Here is a 13,805-nt window from a genome sequence, read left to right as displayed (position 1 = left end):
AGGGTCGATGGCGATCGCCCGACGGTAGTGATCGATCGCCATCTGGGTGTCCTGGAGCGAACGTCGTCCGTAGTGATCGAGTCCGCGCAGAAAGGCATCGTAAGCCTCGATACTCGCGAGGTGACTGCGGCCCAACCTCGCGCGGTCGCTCGGGGCGATCTCGACCTCGATCGCCGAGAGGATGCTGGCCGCGATCTCGTCCTGCAGCGCGAAAAGGTCATCGATCCGCCGGTCATAGCGTTCCGCCCAAAGATTGCTGCCACGCTCCGCGGAACGCTGAACACTGCCCTTGAGGACGTAGTCGGCGCCGAGCTCGCGAGCGATCGTACGCTCGTCTTCGGTGCCGCCCCGATAGGCAAAGGCGGAGTTGCGGGCGACCACCCAGAGACTCGAAAGCTTCGACAGATCGGTAATGAGGTCTTCGGTGATCCCGTCCGCGAAGTAATTCTGCTCCGGAACGGCGCCAAGATTGACGAAGGGAAGAACCGCGATTCCGGGGGTGTGCAGCGGCGCCGGAGCGGTTCCGCCGCCGTCGGACACCGTTGGTTCGCCACCTTTCGGGAGCAGCCAGACGGCGATCGAAACGAGTGCAACGAACGGAATCAGGATGCGGAAAGCGATCGACCACCTGGATTGCTCCGCACGCCCGGCCGGGGGATCCGCCAAGTCGAGCACCTCGTCATGGACATCGGCGATCAGGCGGTAGCCACTTTTGGAGAGGGTCTCGATGTAGCGCGGGTGACGGGCCTCATCGCCCAGTGCCTTGCGCAGCTTGATGATCGCACTGGTCACCGCATCGTAGGTCACGACCATCCCGGACCATGCCTGCGCCTCCAACTCCTCGCGCGAGACCGCGGCGCCCGGCCGCGAGGCGAGAAAACAGAGAACCTGCATGACCTTCGGCTCGAGCTTGACCCTCTTGGCCCCGCGACGAATCTCGTTTGAGCGTGCGCGGACCTCCCAGTCGCCGACGGCGAAGGGCGCATCAAACCGCGAGAAGGTTTCCGGGTCGCGGATCGTCGCCAAGGGTGTCGAGCCTCTATCGTCGCGGAGTCGAATCGCTTTAGTCTTCAGTTTAGACGTTGATCGGCGTATCTCCCGGCACTCCGCACCCCGCGAACGCTTACACCGTGCGCCCTTCCGGCAACGCCGGGAATTTCCGTTGATGCCGTTTAAACCGCGCCCCCGCAAACGGCCGTGGATGCACCAAACGTCGAGCCCACCCGAAACTGAGCATCTCGCTCTGGGCGCGGTTTAGAGGATTGAAAACAAAAGAATCAAGCAGGTTTGGTTTCAATTTGCGGCGGCATGAGTGGGGCATGACCCCCGCGTCTGCGAATCCAGTTGATTCCGCTTAGGACGCGCCGGTTGCTTGCGAGTCGGCGCTCGAGCGCGTACTTACCGGGGAAGTCGCTCAGGACCAAGCCCATGATTATGGTGAGGATCCCCTGACCGGGGAGCACCAGCATCAGGATGCCCGCCAGGATCAGGATCCAGCCGACCAGATTCTTGAGCAACCGCAGGCTCAGATAGGCGACCGGATGGAGGCTCTTCATCCGCGCCGAATGCCGCCTGGGGTCGACGAAATAATCCTCCGGGATCCGCGCCAAGAGGAACGGCAAGGCGATCAGGGATCCCACGAACATCAGGACCGAAAGTCCGGCCAGGGACAGCAGCAGGCCCTGATGGGCCTCGACCCAACTCATGTCGATCATCACCCTCGCCTCCCGGGCCCTCGGCGGGCTCTTGTTCGCGTGCGACACCCCGGCGCCGACCTGCAGCGCGCTCGGAAGGCAAAACGAGACCTGCGTCACAAACCGCACCGTGCGCCGTCCGGTCGGACCGCTCGTCGCCGTCTATGCTTGAGAGGCGACGCGGGGACACGCTTGGACGGTCGGAGACCAGGCTCGAGCCTCGTTGCGAAGACACCACACCAACGAGGAAAAATCAAATGAACATCCGCTTGAGAGGGACGGGCGCAACGGGCCTGGTTCTGGCGATCTGCATCTCATCGGCGGCCTTTGCGGGCGCTGCACGCGCCGAAACCGGCAGCGTCTTGGACGAATTGGAGGCCTACGCCGTTCGGATCATGCAGGAGCAGCAGGTCCTCGGCATGGCGTATGCGATCGTCAAGGACGACGAGGTGATCTACTCCAAGGGCTTCGGGGTCAAGGACGCGGCAACCGGCGCGCCGGTCGATGTCCACACGGTCTTCGAGATCGGCTCCACGTCCAAGGCGTTCACGACCACCCTGCTCGCGATGCTCGACGACGAGGATCGCATCGGCTGGAAGGATCCGGTGCTCGAGCATCTTCCCGAATTCGCCATGATGGATCCGTGGGTGACGCGCGAGTTTCAGATCGCGGACCTCGTCTCCCAGCGCAGCGGTATGACGCCCTATTCGCTCGACCTCATGGCCTTTCTGGGCTTCAATCGCGAAGACATCGTACGGGCCGTGCGGTTCGTCGAGCCCATCACCAGCTTTCGCTCGACCTTCGGCTACGTCAACAGCCTCTTCCTGGCGGCGGCCCAGATCGTCGAGGACAAAACCGGCCTGAGCTGGGAAGACAATCTGGATGTCTCCATCTTCGGCCCGCTGGGCATGACCGAGACCACGGCCAACCCGGAGGTCGTCGCGACCCTGACCAATATCGCCCGAGGGCACATCGGCACCGCCTCGGGAGATCCTTGGCCCATTCCGGACGATTGGACGTACGGGGATTGGATCGATACCTACGGGCCAGCCGGCGGAATCCGGTCCAACGTACTGGACATGACCAAATGGATCCGGATGCAGTTGGGTCGCGGTACCTTCGAGGGGAATCAGCTGATCAGCGCAGAAAACATCGCCGCGATGCACGACCCGAAGGTCTTCGCCGGAAATCAGGTCTTCGGCGAGGTTGCGTCCTACGCCTCGGCTTGGATCTACAACTCCTTCTCGCCCTACCCGGTCGTGTGGCATAACGGCGAAACCAGCGGGATGCACTCCATCGTCGCGCTGATTCCGAAGGCCAATATCGGGTTGGTTGTCCTGACCAATAAGGTTCCAAACAGCGTCCCGGAGCTGATGCTGGCCAAAGCCTATGCGCTTTACTTCCATCCCGAAAACGATCTGAGTGTCCTGCTCGACCGCAACGCCTCCGCAAGCAGCGACGCACCCATGACCGGCCCCGGTCTCTTTTTCCCGAGACCCGAGCGTACCGAGGCGACGGCGGCGATCAGTCCGCAGCTCAGCCTTCCGTTGGAGCGCTACACCGGAACCTACTCCAATCCGGCCTACGGACAGATCACGGTAAGCGTCGTCGAGAATGCACTGCATGCCGTCATGGGTCCGAAACAGCTCGATGTACCGCTGGTCTCCTTCAGCGGAAACACCTTCTCGGGCCTCATGCCGGACATGCCCGCCGAGTCCGACTCCGAGATCCTCGTGACCTTTGTCGTACCGACGGGAGGCAATGCACGCGAGATGGTCATCGACGTCTTTGCCGACGTGAACGGGGGGCGGTTCACCCGAGCGTCCGATGCTCCGCCGGCGCGGTTCGGGGAACGGAGACGTGAGTCGGCGTCTCGCTCTCGGTGATCCCAATCGAGGTGACCGGACAGGGCCGAATCGGTTATCGGCCTAAACCGCGTCCAGAGCGATATGCGTCATTTTCATTGTGCGTTTGGCTTCGGAGATATCCTTGATCCCAGTGAGACGCGGTTTAGAATTTAAGGTTTTTAGTATGTTAAACCGCGTCGGCTCCGACAGTCGTCGGAGCCGACGCGGCCAAGCCACTCCAACAAATTACGCATACCGTACCGGGCGCGGTTTAAGTCCGGGAAGCACATTCCGATAGTGGAGAGGCCGCGGATCAGCAGATCCGCGGCAACTGCTCGCCTGCGAGCCAATCGACGATCCGGCTTCCGCCGAAGCCGGTTTCCATCTGCACGAAGCGATGCGGGTCCTCGACGACCTCGCCGATGATGGCCGATTCCATCCCGAGCGGATGGGCTTGCATGGCATCGAGCAGACGCACGGCCTGATCGGGCGGGCAGATGGCGATCAGCTTACCCTCGTTGGCGACATAGAGCGGATCGAGCCCGAGCAGCTCGCAGGCGGCGGCTACCTCGGGGCGAACCGGAATGGCGTCTTCGCGTATCTGCATGCCGACGCCGGATTGATGGGCCAGCTCGTTAAGCGTCGTCGCCAAGCCGCCGCGGGTGGGGTCGCGCAGACAGTGGATGTCCGGAACAGCCGCGATCATGGCGGCGACCAGCTCATGCAGAGCGGCACTGTCGGAGCGGATCTCGGTCTCGAAGCCGAGGTTCTCGCGTTTGGAGAGGATGGCAACACCATGGTCGCCCATACTCCCGCTGACCAGGATCACATCCCCCGGCTCGGCGCGATCACCCGAGATCAGGATGCCCTCGGGCACCACGCCGATCCCGGTGGTGGTGATGAAGACCCCGTCGCCCTTGCCACGCTCCACCACCTTGGTGTCGCCCGTCACCACCGGCACGCCCGCGGCATTGGCGGCTTGCGCCATGCTCTCGACGATGCGGGCCAGATCGCCGAGCGGGAAGCCCTCCTCCAGGATGAAACCGGCGGCCAGGTAGAGCGGTCGAGCACCGGACATGGCGACATCGTTGATGGTGCCGTGCACGGAGAGCGAGCCGATGTCGCCGCCCGGGAAGAAGAGCGGGGAGATCACATGACCGTCGGTGCTCATCACCAAACGACCGGGCGGCGGGGTAAAGAGCGCTTGGTCATTGCCCAACGTCAGCAGCTCGTGGTCGAGATACCGCTGAAACAGCTCGCCGATGAGCTGCGCCATGGCGCGCCCTCCGGAGCCGTGACTCATGTCTACGGCGCCCTTCCTGAGATCGAGTCGCACGGGAAAGCGCCGATCGGATGTCATTCTGAGACCTCGTTTGAGACGACTGGGCCAGCCATGGAAAGCCTCCGGCCGCCAGCTATCAGCTTTCGGGGGCCGTAGTTTGTGGCGAGCCGTGCGAGGCACAACCGACCGCAGAGGATGTTGTGCTTCCTACCGTCAGCACAACTGACTACGTGCCGTCCTGCCTTCTGCTTTGGGACGATTCAGTCGTTGAATCCTCGCCGACACGCGGTCGAGCATCAAGGCTCGTGACTGATAGCTGGCACCTGACAGCGAATGACTATCCGCTAACCGCTGGAATCCGGAGGCTCTGTGCCGGCTCTCTGAACCGCCCGTAGCTCCAATAGGCCGCACAGGCACCCTCGGACGACACCATACAGGAACCCATGGGGTTGTCGGGCGTGCAGGGGTTGCCGAAGAGCTTGCACTCGGTCGGTGTTTTCACCCCGCGCAGGATGGCCGGGCACTCGCAGCCCTTGATCTCTTTGGCCGGGGCGATCTCGACCGGAAAGCGCTCTTCGGCATCCAGGTCCGCGTAGGCGTCGGCCAGCGCCAAGGCGCTGTTCGGCAGGAAGCCGAGCCCGCGCCACTCGAACTCGGGGCGGATCCGAAAGACCTCCTCGATCAGGGCCTGCGCCTTGCGGTTGCCCTCCTCGCTCACGGCACGGGTGTACTGGTTCTCGACCTCGCAACGCTCTTCGTTGAGCTGTCTGACGAGCATCAAGGCGGACTGCATCACATCCAGGGGCTCGAAACCGGCGATCACGACGGGCACGCCGAACTGCTCGGCCACGAAGCGATAGGGTCGACTGCCGATGAGCGTGCTCACATGGGAGGGGCCGAGGATACCGTCGAGCTGGACCCCGTCGGGTCCGGCGGTGCTCAGAATCGTCTGCAGCGCGGACGGCGTCAGCACATGGTTGCAGAAGACCGAGAAGTTGGTCAGCCCCTCGGCGCGCGCGGTCTTCACGGCGACAGCGGTCGGCGGCGTGGTGGTCTCGAAGCCGATGGCGAAGAAGACGACCTGCCGCTCGGGGTTCTCGCGCGCGATCCGCAGCACGTCTTGGGTGGAGTAGATCATTCGGATATCCGCGCCATCGGCCTTGGCCTTGAGCAGACTCTTGCGCTCGCTGGCCGGCACGCGCATCAGGTCGCCGTAGGTGCAGAGCGTGACATCGTGCTGCGTGGCGAGAGCGATCGCATGGTCGATCCGGGCCATCGGCAGCACGCAGACTGGACATCCGGGGCCGTGGATGAATCGCAGGTTCGGCGGCATCAGGTGCTGCACGCCGTAGCGGAAGATGGCGTGTGTGTGACCGCCGCAGAACTCCATCAAGCGATAGTCGCGTCCGGGATGCGCCTCGGCGGCAATCGTCTCGGCGAGCCGGCGGGCGAGGCCTTTGTCGCGGAACTCATCGATGTATTTCAACGTTGGCCCCCGGTTCCCTCGACGCTCGACGTCGGCCCGGGCTCCAGTTCCAGCTCTTCCTCGAGCAGCCCCATCTCCGCGATGATCTCAAGCGTTCGCTGCGCCTCCTCTTCGCTGATCTTGTTCAAGGCGTAGCCCACATGGACCAAGACATAATCGCCGACGGCGGCGTCCTCGATCAGGGCCAACGAGATCTCCTTGCAGACGGGCCCGAGCGCAACCTTCGCGGTATCGGCGGCGACATCGATGGAGGTGATGCGTGCGGGGATGGCAAGACACATGGACAAAACACCTCGTAGAATAAAACGCGTCCGGGGCGATCAATGAAGCGGTCAGATCGGGACGAACCTGGTCGCCAGCCGAAACCTTGACGAGACGCGTTTTATATCAATAAATTAATAATCTTAAAACGCGCCATCTACGAGGGCATCAGACTCGCCCCCACCCTGCGCCCGAGTGACGGCCTCGCATCACGCTCGGGGGCGCGTTTTAACAGGTGAGCGTGAAGGCCACGCAGGGATCGATTGCCGTGATCAGAAGCTCGGCCTGTCGACGCAACTGCGCCTCGGGGCTGGGCGGCAGACCCTCCAGCGCTCGGGCAACGACGCCGCGGGGGTGAAAGTTCCACTCGGTCGGCGCGAGGACTCGATAGTCGCGGACGCGGCCGTCCTCGACTCGAACCAGATGAGCCAGCAGACCACGCGCCGCGAAGACGCGCCCGAGCCCGATTCCGGTGCCGCTCGCGACCGTCGGCTGCGCGGCGGCGCTCCCAGCGGTGCCGCGGCTCAGCAGCCGCAAGCCGGTCGCGACCTCCGTGAGTTGAGCGGCAAGGCGCACTAGGAGGCCCGCTCCGTAGACCTCGATCAGCGGCAGGGGATAGACGCGCGTAAAGGGGCTGGTCTCGCGGGGCTGTCCCTGCCAGGTCGGACGGGCGACGAATTCGGCCCAATCCGGCGCCATCATCCGTGCGAGCAGGTCCTCGTCCGAGACCGTCGGCAGGGCGGCGATCGGGGTCTGTCCGAGCGATGCTTCTCCTGATTCCAGCAGGGAACGCAACAAGCGAGCCGCCACCGTCTCCGCCTTGCGACACCAGCGCTCGAAGCTCGCCGGGTCGCCGATCAGTTGCAACCAGTGCTCGGGTGCGATCCCGAATACCTTGCACGTCAGCAGATCGGTCAGATCCGCGAGCAGGACATCGAGACCGGGGGCTTGACCTGCCGCCGAGCTCGCGTCGAGGCCGAACAGATCGCCGGCGGGGTCGAGCCGCGCGAGGATGCGATTCGACAGTGCAAGGACCGCCGCCATGTCCTCACGACTCGGCGGCTCGTCCAAGATCGCGGGCCAATCGAGCAGGATTCGCCACAGGTGCTCGCGGATCGTCTCCGCTGCGATCGCTGCCTCACGTCGTCCGCGGATGATCGGGCTCGCAACCCCCCCGAAGGCCTGCTCGAATGCCGCCGCACAGGCGCCGGCCTGAGCGCGGGCACAGATCGAGAAGAGCAGCGGCAGGCGCGCCGTCGTCTCCTGCGGCGTGCGCCCGACGAAGGCCGACGCGGCAGCGACCGGGCGTGTCGAGGCGATCGTGCAGACGAGACCGCCCGAGGATGGCGTCAATTGGATGTCGAGACTTCCACCCGGATCGGACATGCGGCTGGCGGACCTCCGGATTGGCGATGCAAGACTTGCAGTGTAGCCGATCGGGCTTCAGGATAGCTTAAACCGCGTTCGAGGTCCGAGCGGGACATTGGCGTGAGATACGACGCCCGGTAGCCCGGATGACGTGGAGCTGACGCGGTTTAAGGATCTGAAAAGCGATTGGGTCGATACGTTCGGTGTTAACTTCGACTGCGGATTCGTCGAGTGCCGCTCACTCTGCACCATCGCAGCCCATGTCGTCCCCGGCGCAGTATCGCCGATCTTCCACACTCGTCACATCCCGGCAGGCCAACCCCACGTGCTTATGCCCGAACAACTCGCTGCCCTTCGCCGAGACATCGTCTTCAATGCCGAGCTCGGCGGACGCGACCTGACGCTTCACAGCACGTGGGGTCTCTTCTCGCCGCGCGAGATCGACGAGGGCACCCGTCTGCTGCTGGCGCATCTGCAGGTTCGACCGGCCGACGACTGCTTCGATCTCGGCTGTGGCTACGGGGCAATCGGCTTGGCGATGGCGACGCTCGCCCCGCAGGGTCGAACCCTGATGGTCGACAAGGACTTCGTGGCAGTGGATTACGCGACGCGCAACATCAGGCTCAATCGCTTGGAGAACGCACGCGCGCAGCTCAGCAACGGGTTCGATCAGGTCGACCCCGAGCTGCGGTTCGACCTGATCGCGAGCAACATCCCGGCGAAGGTGGGCAAGGAGCTACTCGCGCTCCTGCTGCATGACGCGTATGCTCGCCTGCGCCCGGGCGGGCGCCTCTATTTGGTGACCATCAACGGGCTGCGCCAGTATATGAAACGCAACCTGACCGAGGTCTTCGGCAACTACGACAAGCTCAAGCAAGGGTCCCATTACACGGTTGCGCTCGCCGAGCGGTCTCACTCGGGTCACGGGGAATGACCGGGCGCTCGAACTTGGTCGGCCGCGGACGCAAGGTCGGGGGCCGACTCTACGGCTCCTCGATCAGATCCAGCAAACGGGTCGCCTCCTGACCCACACCCGTGTCGGCACCGAGATCGCGGGCGCGCTCGAGCGCCGTGCGCGCCTCGGCTGCATCGCCGGCCTGCAGGCTCACGAAGCCAAGGGTCAGCCAGATCCGCTGGTGGTCGGCGCCCTTGGCCGCGCCGGCACGCAGTTGCGTCAGCGCCCCGTTGGTATCGCCGGTGTAATGCAGCGCCAGCCCGAGATCGTTGTGGGCTTCGACATCGTCCGGCCGAAGCTCGAGCAAACGACGATAGACGGGCACGGCCTCGGCATACCGACGCTCCACGAAGAGCGCGTCGGCCTGCTGCGCCAAGAGGTCGGGATTGGTCTCGGTGATGGCCTGCGGGATCGCGGTCGGGGCCGGACGCGGAGCATTTTGGGCCGGCAGCGCGTGGGGCGCGGCCGGCGCCGCGGCGACGACAGGGCGCGCGGCGTGGCGAATGTAGTAGTCGCGAGTGACCGCAAAGACCGTGAAACCATAGAAGAACAAGAACACGGCAAAAAGCAGCCACTGCAGCGGGGAGAGTCTGGGCATGGTGTCGAGAAGGTTGTCGGAGGAGAGGTTCGGCGATCCTAGGAACCGCGAAACGGCCTGTCAAACCGGGCCGAACGCTGCCGCTCGGGACCCATCGGGCCGGGCCGTCGGGTCCGCAGCCGTTAATCCTCGCGCGATTCAGCGACCTTGCCTATTCTTAAACCGATCGGGACAACCGACCTGCGCCAGGATTCAACGAGCGGAATCAACCATTAAAAAAAGGTCGCGACGACAGGGTGTGTAGCTGGCGTGGCGACCTAACTGGCTTGCTGCCCGGATGTGGCCCCGACTCAGGACCGGCAGTCGGGTCCATCGGTCTTGTCGGTACCACGTATGCGTGAAGGACGAGCGACACCGGCATCGTCGCGGTTGATAAGCGCGACCAAAAAGCCGGCGCAGAGAATCGCCGCGACCAGACCCGTGATCGTAAGTGCATCGAAGCTCATGCCTGCTCCCCTCTGTCCGTCGGATAACTGCTCCAAGGATCCGCAGAACCGAGGATCGAAGATGACTCGACCACGGACCTGCGGGTACGGGTCTATCTTGCGCGAAAGGCATCAATAGAGTATTTCAGTCAGCTCTAATGTTGTTACAAGTTGTTACAGTCGCCTGACCTCGGGCGAACGGGATCCCGCGGAAATGCCCGATTCAACGATCCAAATTCTGGTTGTCGACGACGACGCGGCCTTGCGCGCGCTGCTCGGCGACTATCTCGCCGGCGAGGGCTTCAACGTGGCGGGTGCGGAGGACGGCATCGCCATGGATGCCTGGCTGGCAGAGCACGAGACTGACCTGGTGATCCTCGACCTGATGCTCCCCGGCGAGGACGGGCTGACCCTGGCACGGCGACTGCGGGCGCGCGCCGATACCCCGATCATCATGCTGTCGGCCCGCGGCGACGACATCGATCGGATCGTCGGTTTGGAGGTCGGTGCCGACGACTACATGCCCAAACCATTCAATCCGCGGGAGCTTCTGGCGCGAATCCGTGCCGTGCTGCGCCGCCGAGCCCCGAGCGCGTCGGCAGAGCCCCGCGAGGACGAAGGGGTCATTCGCTTCGGACCCTATCGGCTTGACCTCGGCCAACGCGAGCTGCGACGCGGGGATGAGTCCGTCGTGCTCACCTCGGGGGAGCTCGAGCTGCTGCGGATCCTTGCCGAGCATCCGGACCGTGTCCTGGATCGCGACCTGCTGCTCGATCTGCTCAAGGGCTACGAGCGCTCGCCGTTCGATCGCAGCATCGACGTGCAGATCGCGCGATTGCGCGCCAAAATCGAGCCGGATACGAAGCGCCCGCGCTACATCCGCACCATCTGGGGCAAAGGGTATATGTTCACGCCGGCCGGGGACGCATGAAGCTGCTTGCACGCCTGATCCCGGCAAGTTTGTTCGGGCGCGCGCTGCTCACCTTGGTCTTCACGTTCGGATTGTTCGGCCTCATCACCTTCTGGGTGATCGTCTCCTATGCCTTGACGCCGGTCGCGCAGCGCTCCGCCTCGGACCTGGCGAGCATCATGGTCCTCTCGGCTCGGACCCTGCGTCAGCTCCCGGCGGAGATGCGTGACGACTATCGCTCCCGGCTGGCGCGGGAGTATCAGATCCGCCTCGCCGAGGAGCGGCCGCTCACGGACGTCAACCATTTCTTCTTCCCGTATCTCGGCCAGGTGAAACACGCCTTGGAAGAGCGACTCGGCGGCGAGGTGGAAATCGTCACAAGTGTCGCCAACAGCGACCGCTGGTTCTGGGTCGCGCTCGACTCGGGCAGTGAAAAAATCTGGGCCGGGTTTCCGCGCAGTCGGGTCGAGACCCGACCGATCCAGGGCCTATCCGTGATCGTCGGCGTCGCCGTTCTCATGATCGTCGGAAGTGCGGTGATTTTGGCAGGGCGCGTCACCCAGCCGCTGAACCGCCTCTCGAAGGCCGCCGAGCAGGTCGCGCTCGGCTACTCGCCCGCCGTCTTGTCCGAAAGCGGCCCCAAAGAGCTCGCGAACCTCGCGCGTCAGTTCAATGCCACGAGTCGACGCATCCGCGAGCTGATCGCCAATCGCACCCTGCTGCTCGCCGGGATCTCGCACGATCTGCGCACGCCGCTGACGCGCCTGCGCCTGGCGGTGGAGATGCTGCCCCGAGGAACCGCTCCCGCGCTGGTCGCTCGAATGGAGCGTGACATCGAGGAGATGAACGCGCTCATCACCCAGGCGATCGATTTCGGGAAAAGCCTCGAAACAGGACATCGCGAGGAGATCGATCTCGCCGCCTTGATCGACGACCTGGTTGCCGGTCGACCGCGGGTGATCTGGCAACGCAGTCGATCGTGCCGCTATCGAGTCGACGTCTTGGCATTGCGCCGCATCCTGAGCAATCTGATCGAAAACGCCCTGCGCTACAGTCAAGACCTGGTCGAGGTCCATCTCGACTGCAAGACAACGACGCCCGTGATCTTCGTGCTCGATCGCGGGCCGGGGATCCCGGAGGCGGAGCGCGAGGCCGTCTTTCGTCCCTACTACCGCCTGGAAACCTCGCGCAGCCGACTGACCGGCGGCACGGGCTTGGGTCTTGCCGTGGCTTACCAGCTCGCCTTGTCGAACCAGATGGAGCTTCGTCTGGGCACGCGTCGCGGCGGCGGCACCGTCGCGAGCGTTCGCTTGCCGCCGCTCGAACTCGAGCCCGCTCTTGCTCTGCGCAACGGCACGGCGGTTGACGTGCCGTCCGAGGGTGCCTAAATTCCGCCCTGACATTCATCAATCCGCTCGACCACCCGGAGCCCTTCGCGATGCTGCAACCTGGCGATCATGCGCCCGCCTTCACACTCCCCAACGCGGATATGGGACGGGTGAGTCTCGATCGACTCCTCGGGCAACGCAACCTGGTGATCTACTTTTACCCCAAGGACGACACACCGGGCTGCACGATGGAGGCGCTCGACTTCACCGACCTGCAAGCCGACTTCGACGCCGCCGAGACCGATGTCGTGGGCATCAGCCGCGACAACTGCACCAGTCACGGCGCCTTCCGCGACAAATACGGCTTGACCGTCCAACTGCTCGCCGATACCGAGGGCGAGGCGTGCGAGGCCTACGGTGTGTGGCGCGAGAAGGAGGCGCACGGCGAGAAGCGAATGGGGATCGTTCGTTCGACCTTCGTCGTCGACAAGGGCGGCGTCGTCCGACATGCACTCTACGACGTCAAGCCCAAGGGTCATGCCGCCCAGATCCTGGAACTGGTCCAGGCGCTCTGATCCGCGACCGGGGGCGGCCATCGCGATGCTCTCGCCCCCGACCGAGGAAAGTAGTCCGATCTCCTCGGTCGAGCCGGTCGCTGCGGCCGGTTCGGGTTCGGGCTCGCCCTCCCCGGCGCTCGACCCCGAGCCGCGCTCGGAAACCTCGCGAAGCGTGAAGCTGCGCGCCTACATCCTGATCTTCCTCCTCATCTTCGGCCTGACCCCGCTGGTGTTGGCCGTGCTGATCAACCTCCCCCTGGTGCTGGATCGCACCGCGATGTTCTACCAACGCGCCTATCTGCAGAATCTGCGCGCGGACTTTCGCGATCTCGACCAACACCTGGCCAGTCGACACGAGATGATCCGGCTGCTCTCGAAGCTGCCCGAGCCCGGCCTCATTCTGGGCGAGCAGGGCGATGCGAATCAGATCGATGTCGCACGCGCGCGCTACACCGCTTGGATCAATCAGATCGTCGCCGATCAACGCGACATCATTCAGATCCTCTTCGTCGGCGACGACGGTCAGGAGCGTTTTTGGCTGGCGCGCGATGCACGCACGCAGGAATGGCGACCGACCGCCTCGCCCCCGCAAGTCCCGAATCGCGAATTCCTGACCGCCGGGCTCGATCTGCAATCCGGCGCAGTGATGGTCAGCCGGATCCGCATCGACCCCTTGGCAGGGGTTGAAGACCCGCGCCAGCTCATGACTCTGAGCCTGGTCAGCCGAATCGGCGGGGAGAAGACGGACGACCCGCGGGGGGTGGTGGTGATGACCATCGATGTCGGCGGACTCGCCCAGTTCTATCGAGACACGCTCTGGGTGAATCACGACGGCAGCTATCTGCGTCCCGGTCAGCCGGCAAGCGGCCAGCCGGAGGCCTTCGACGCCTTCCCCGGCTTGGCCGAGATCTTTGCCGGCGGCACCCTCGCCGTGTGGAAGGGCCGTCAAGGCCGCCAGCTGCTCTGGGTGCCCATGTTCCTGACCGAGGACGGGGTGCCGCTTTGGGTGGGCCGAGCGGTGGATCCCTCGCCGATCGAGGAGTTTCGCGACGCACTGATCGTGCGCGTCCTGTCGATCATCTTCCTCTTGGTCT

At 64.2% G+C, this 13,805-nt stretch carries 13 protein-coding genes and 1 pseudogene; 6 read left to right on the top strand and 8 right to left on the bottom strand.

From position 1 onward, the window contains the following. Both GPT33_RS12255 and GPT33_RS12250 read right to left on the bottom strand, forming a co-directional pair. Positions 1 to 1,026, bottom strand: a 1,026-nt coding sequence (locus tag GPT33_RS12255; protein WP_296809340.1) for a winged helix-turn-helix domain-containing protein, incomplete at its 3' end; no start/stop codon positions are given. Positions 1,027 to 1,277: 251 nt separating this feature from the next. Then, a complete protein-coding gene (locus tag GPT33_RS12250; RefSeq protein ID WP_296809337.1) occupies positions 1,278 to 1,715 on the bottom strand; it encodes a PGPGW domain-containing protein in 438 nt (145 codons plus the stop codon). Between the two features lie 236 nt (positions 1,716 to 1,951). On the opposite strand from GPT33_RS12250, the gene GPT33_RS12245 reads away from it, so the two are divergent. Further along, positions 1,952 to 3,580, top strand: a complete 1,629-nt coding sequence (locus GPT33_RS12245; protein WP_296809336.1) for a serine hydrolase — start codon at positions 1,952 to 1,954, stop codon at positions 3,578 to 3,580. A 274-nt stretch (positions 3,581 to 3,854) separates the two neighbouring features. Here the strand turns inward: GPT33_RS12245 and hypE are convergent, their stop codons facing one another. The 4 genes from hypE to GPT33_RS12225 all read right to left on the bottom strand — a co-directional run bounded on the left by hypE (position 3,855) and on the right by GPT33_RS12225 (position 7,956). Next, positions 3,855 to 4,901 carry a hydrogenase expression/formation protein HypE gene (gene hypE, locus GPT33_RS12240; protein WP_296809334.1) on the bottom strand — a complete coding sequence of 349 codons (1,047 nt, stop codon included), beginning with the start codon at positions 4,899 to 4,901 and terminating at the stop codon, positions 3,855 to 3,857. A gap of 259 nt (positions 4,902 to 5,160) precedes the next feature. Then, positions 5,161 to 6,309, bottom strand: a complete 1,149-nt coding sequence (gene hypD / locus GPT33_RS12235) for a hydrogenase formation protein HypD (protein ID WP_296809332.1) — start codon at positions 6,307 to 6,309, stop codon at positions 5,161 to 5,163. Then, a complete protein-coding gene (locus GPT33_RS12230) occupies positions 6,306 to 6,590 on the bottom strand; it encodes a HypC/HybG/HupF family hydrogenase formation chaperone (protein WP_296809329.1) in 285 nt (94 codons plus the stop codon). The genes hypD and GPT33_RS12230 overlap by 4 nt, the downstream gene beginning before the upstream one ends. Positions 6,591 to 6,798: 208 nt before the next feature. Further along, on the bottom strand, positions 6,799 to 7,956 hold the full coding sequence (locus GPT33_RS12225) for a nickel-dependent hydrogenase large subunit (RefSeq protein ID WP_296809327.1): 1,158 nt from the start codon (positions 7,954 to 7,956) through the stop codon (positions 6,799 to 6,801). Positions 7,957 to 8,263: 307 nt separating this feature from the next. On the opposite strand from GPT33_RS12225, the gene GPT33_RS12220 reads away from it, so the two are divergent. Next, positions 8,264 to 8,872 (top strand): methyltransferase, encoded by a 609-nt coding sequence (locus tag GPT33_RS12220; RefSeq protein WP_296809342.1) that lies wholly within the window; start codon positions 8,264 to 8,266, stop codon positions 8,870 to 8,872. 49 nt (positions 8,873 to 8,921) lie between these two features. On the opposite strand, the gene GPT33_RS12215 is transcribed toward GPT33_RS12220, so the two are convergent. Both GPT33_RS12215 and GPT33_RS12210 read right to left on the bottom strand, forming a co-directional pair. Continuing rightward, positions 8,922 to 9,491, bottom strand: coding sequence for a tetratricopeptide repeat protein (locus GPT33_RS12215; protein WP_296809326.1), 570 nt, complete (start codon positions 9,489 to 9,491; stop codon positions 8,922 to 8,924). 290 nt (positions 9,492 to 9,781) lie between these two features. Beyond that, positions 9,782 to 9,937: a hypothetical protein gene (locus GPT33_RS12210; RefSeq protein WP_296809325.1), complete on the bottom strand. Its 156-nt coding sequence runs from the start codon at positions 9,935 to 9,937 to the stop codon at positions 9,782 to 9,784. A 193-nt stretch (positions 9,938 to 10,130) separates the two neighbouring features. On the opposite strand from GPT33_RS12210, the gene GPT33_RS12205 reads away from it, so the two are divergent. The 4 genes and pseudogenes from GPT33_RS12205 to GPT33_RS12190 form a co-directional block, all read left to right on the top strand. Further along, positions 10,131 to 10,847, top strand: coding sequence for a response regulator (locus tag GPT33_RS12205; RefSeq protein WP_296809323.1), 717 nt, complete (start codon positions 10,131 to 10,133; stop codon positions 10,845 to 10,847). Beyond that, the gene (locus GPT33_RS12200; protein ID WP_296809321.1) at positions 10,844 to 12,214 is read left to right on the top strand and encodes an ATP-binding protein; all 1,371 of its coding nucleotides are present in this window, start codon (positions 10,844 to 10,846) and stop codon (positions 12,212 to 12,214) included. Before GPT33_RS12205 ends, GPT33_RS12200 begins: the two co-directional genes overlap by 4 nt. A gap of 50 nt (positions 12,215 to 12,264) precedes the next feature. Further along, positions 12,265 to 12,729, top strand: coding sequence for a peroxiredoxin (locus GPT33_RS12195; RefSeq protein ID WP_296809319.1), 465 nt, complete (start codon positions 12,265 to 12,267; stop codon positions 12,727 to 12,729). Positions 12,730 to 12,883: 154 nt separating this feature from the next. Further along, a pseudogene (locus GPT33_RS12190) lies at positions 12,884 to 13,805 on the top strand (response regulator); the annotation flags it as partial.

Origin of the sequence: Thiocapsa sp., from assembly GCF_011390875.1 — a bacterium.
Classification (GTDB): Bacteria; Pseudomonadota; Gammaproteobacteria; order Chromatiales; family Chromatiaceae; genus Thiocapsa.
Note: the sequence above shows the minus strand (reverse complement) of the source record. Positions and strands in the feature narration are given on the sequence as shown.

Coding starts and splice junctions, on each gene's coding strand:
- GPT33_RS12250 (WP_296809337.1), bottom strand. CDS start 1,715: ATGATCGACATGAGTTGGGTCGAGGCCCATCAGGGCCTGCTGCTGTCC.
- GPT33_RS12245 (WP_296809336.1), top strand. CDS start 1,952: ATGAACATCCGCTTGAGAGGGACGGGCGCAACGGGCCTGGTTCTGGCG.
- hypE (WP_296809334.1), bottom strand. CDS start 4,901: ATGACATCCGATCGGCGCTTTCCCGTGCGACTCGATCTCAGGAAGGGC.
- GPT33_RS12230 (WP_296809329.1), bottom strand. CDS start 6,590: ATGTGTCTTGCCATCCCCGCACGCATCACCTCCATCGATGTCGCCGCC.
- GPT33_RS12225 (WP_296809327.1), bottom strand. CDS start 7,956: ATGTCCGATCCGGGTGGAAGTCTCGACATCCAATTGACGCCATCCTCG.
- GPT33_RS12215 (WP_296809326.1), bottom strand. CDS start 9,491: ATGCCCAGACTCTCCCCGCTGCAGTGGCTGCTTTTTGCCGTGTTCTTG.
- GPT33_RS12210 (WP_296809325.1), bottom strand. CDS start 9,937: ATGAGCTTCGATGCACTTACGATCACGGGTCTGGTCGCGGCGATTCTC.
- GPT33_RS12205 (WP_296809323.1), top strand. CDS start 10,131: ATGCCCGATTCAACGATCCAAATTCTGGTTGTCGACGACGACGCGGCC.
- GPT33_RS12200 (WP_296809321.1), top strand. CDS start 10,844: ATGAAGCTGCTTGCACGCCTGATCCCGGCAAGTTTGTTCGGGCGCGCG.
- GPT33_RS12195 (WP_296809319.1), top strand. CDS start 12,265: ATGCTGCAACCTGGCGATCATGCGCCCGCCTTCACACTCCCCAACGCG.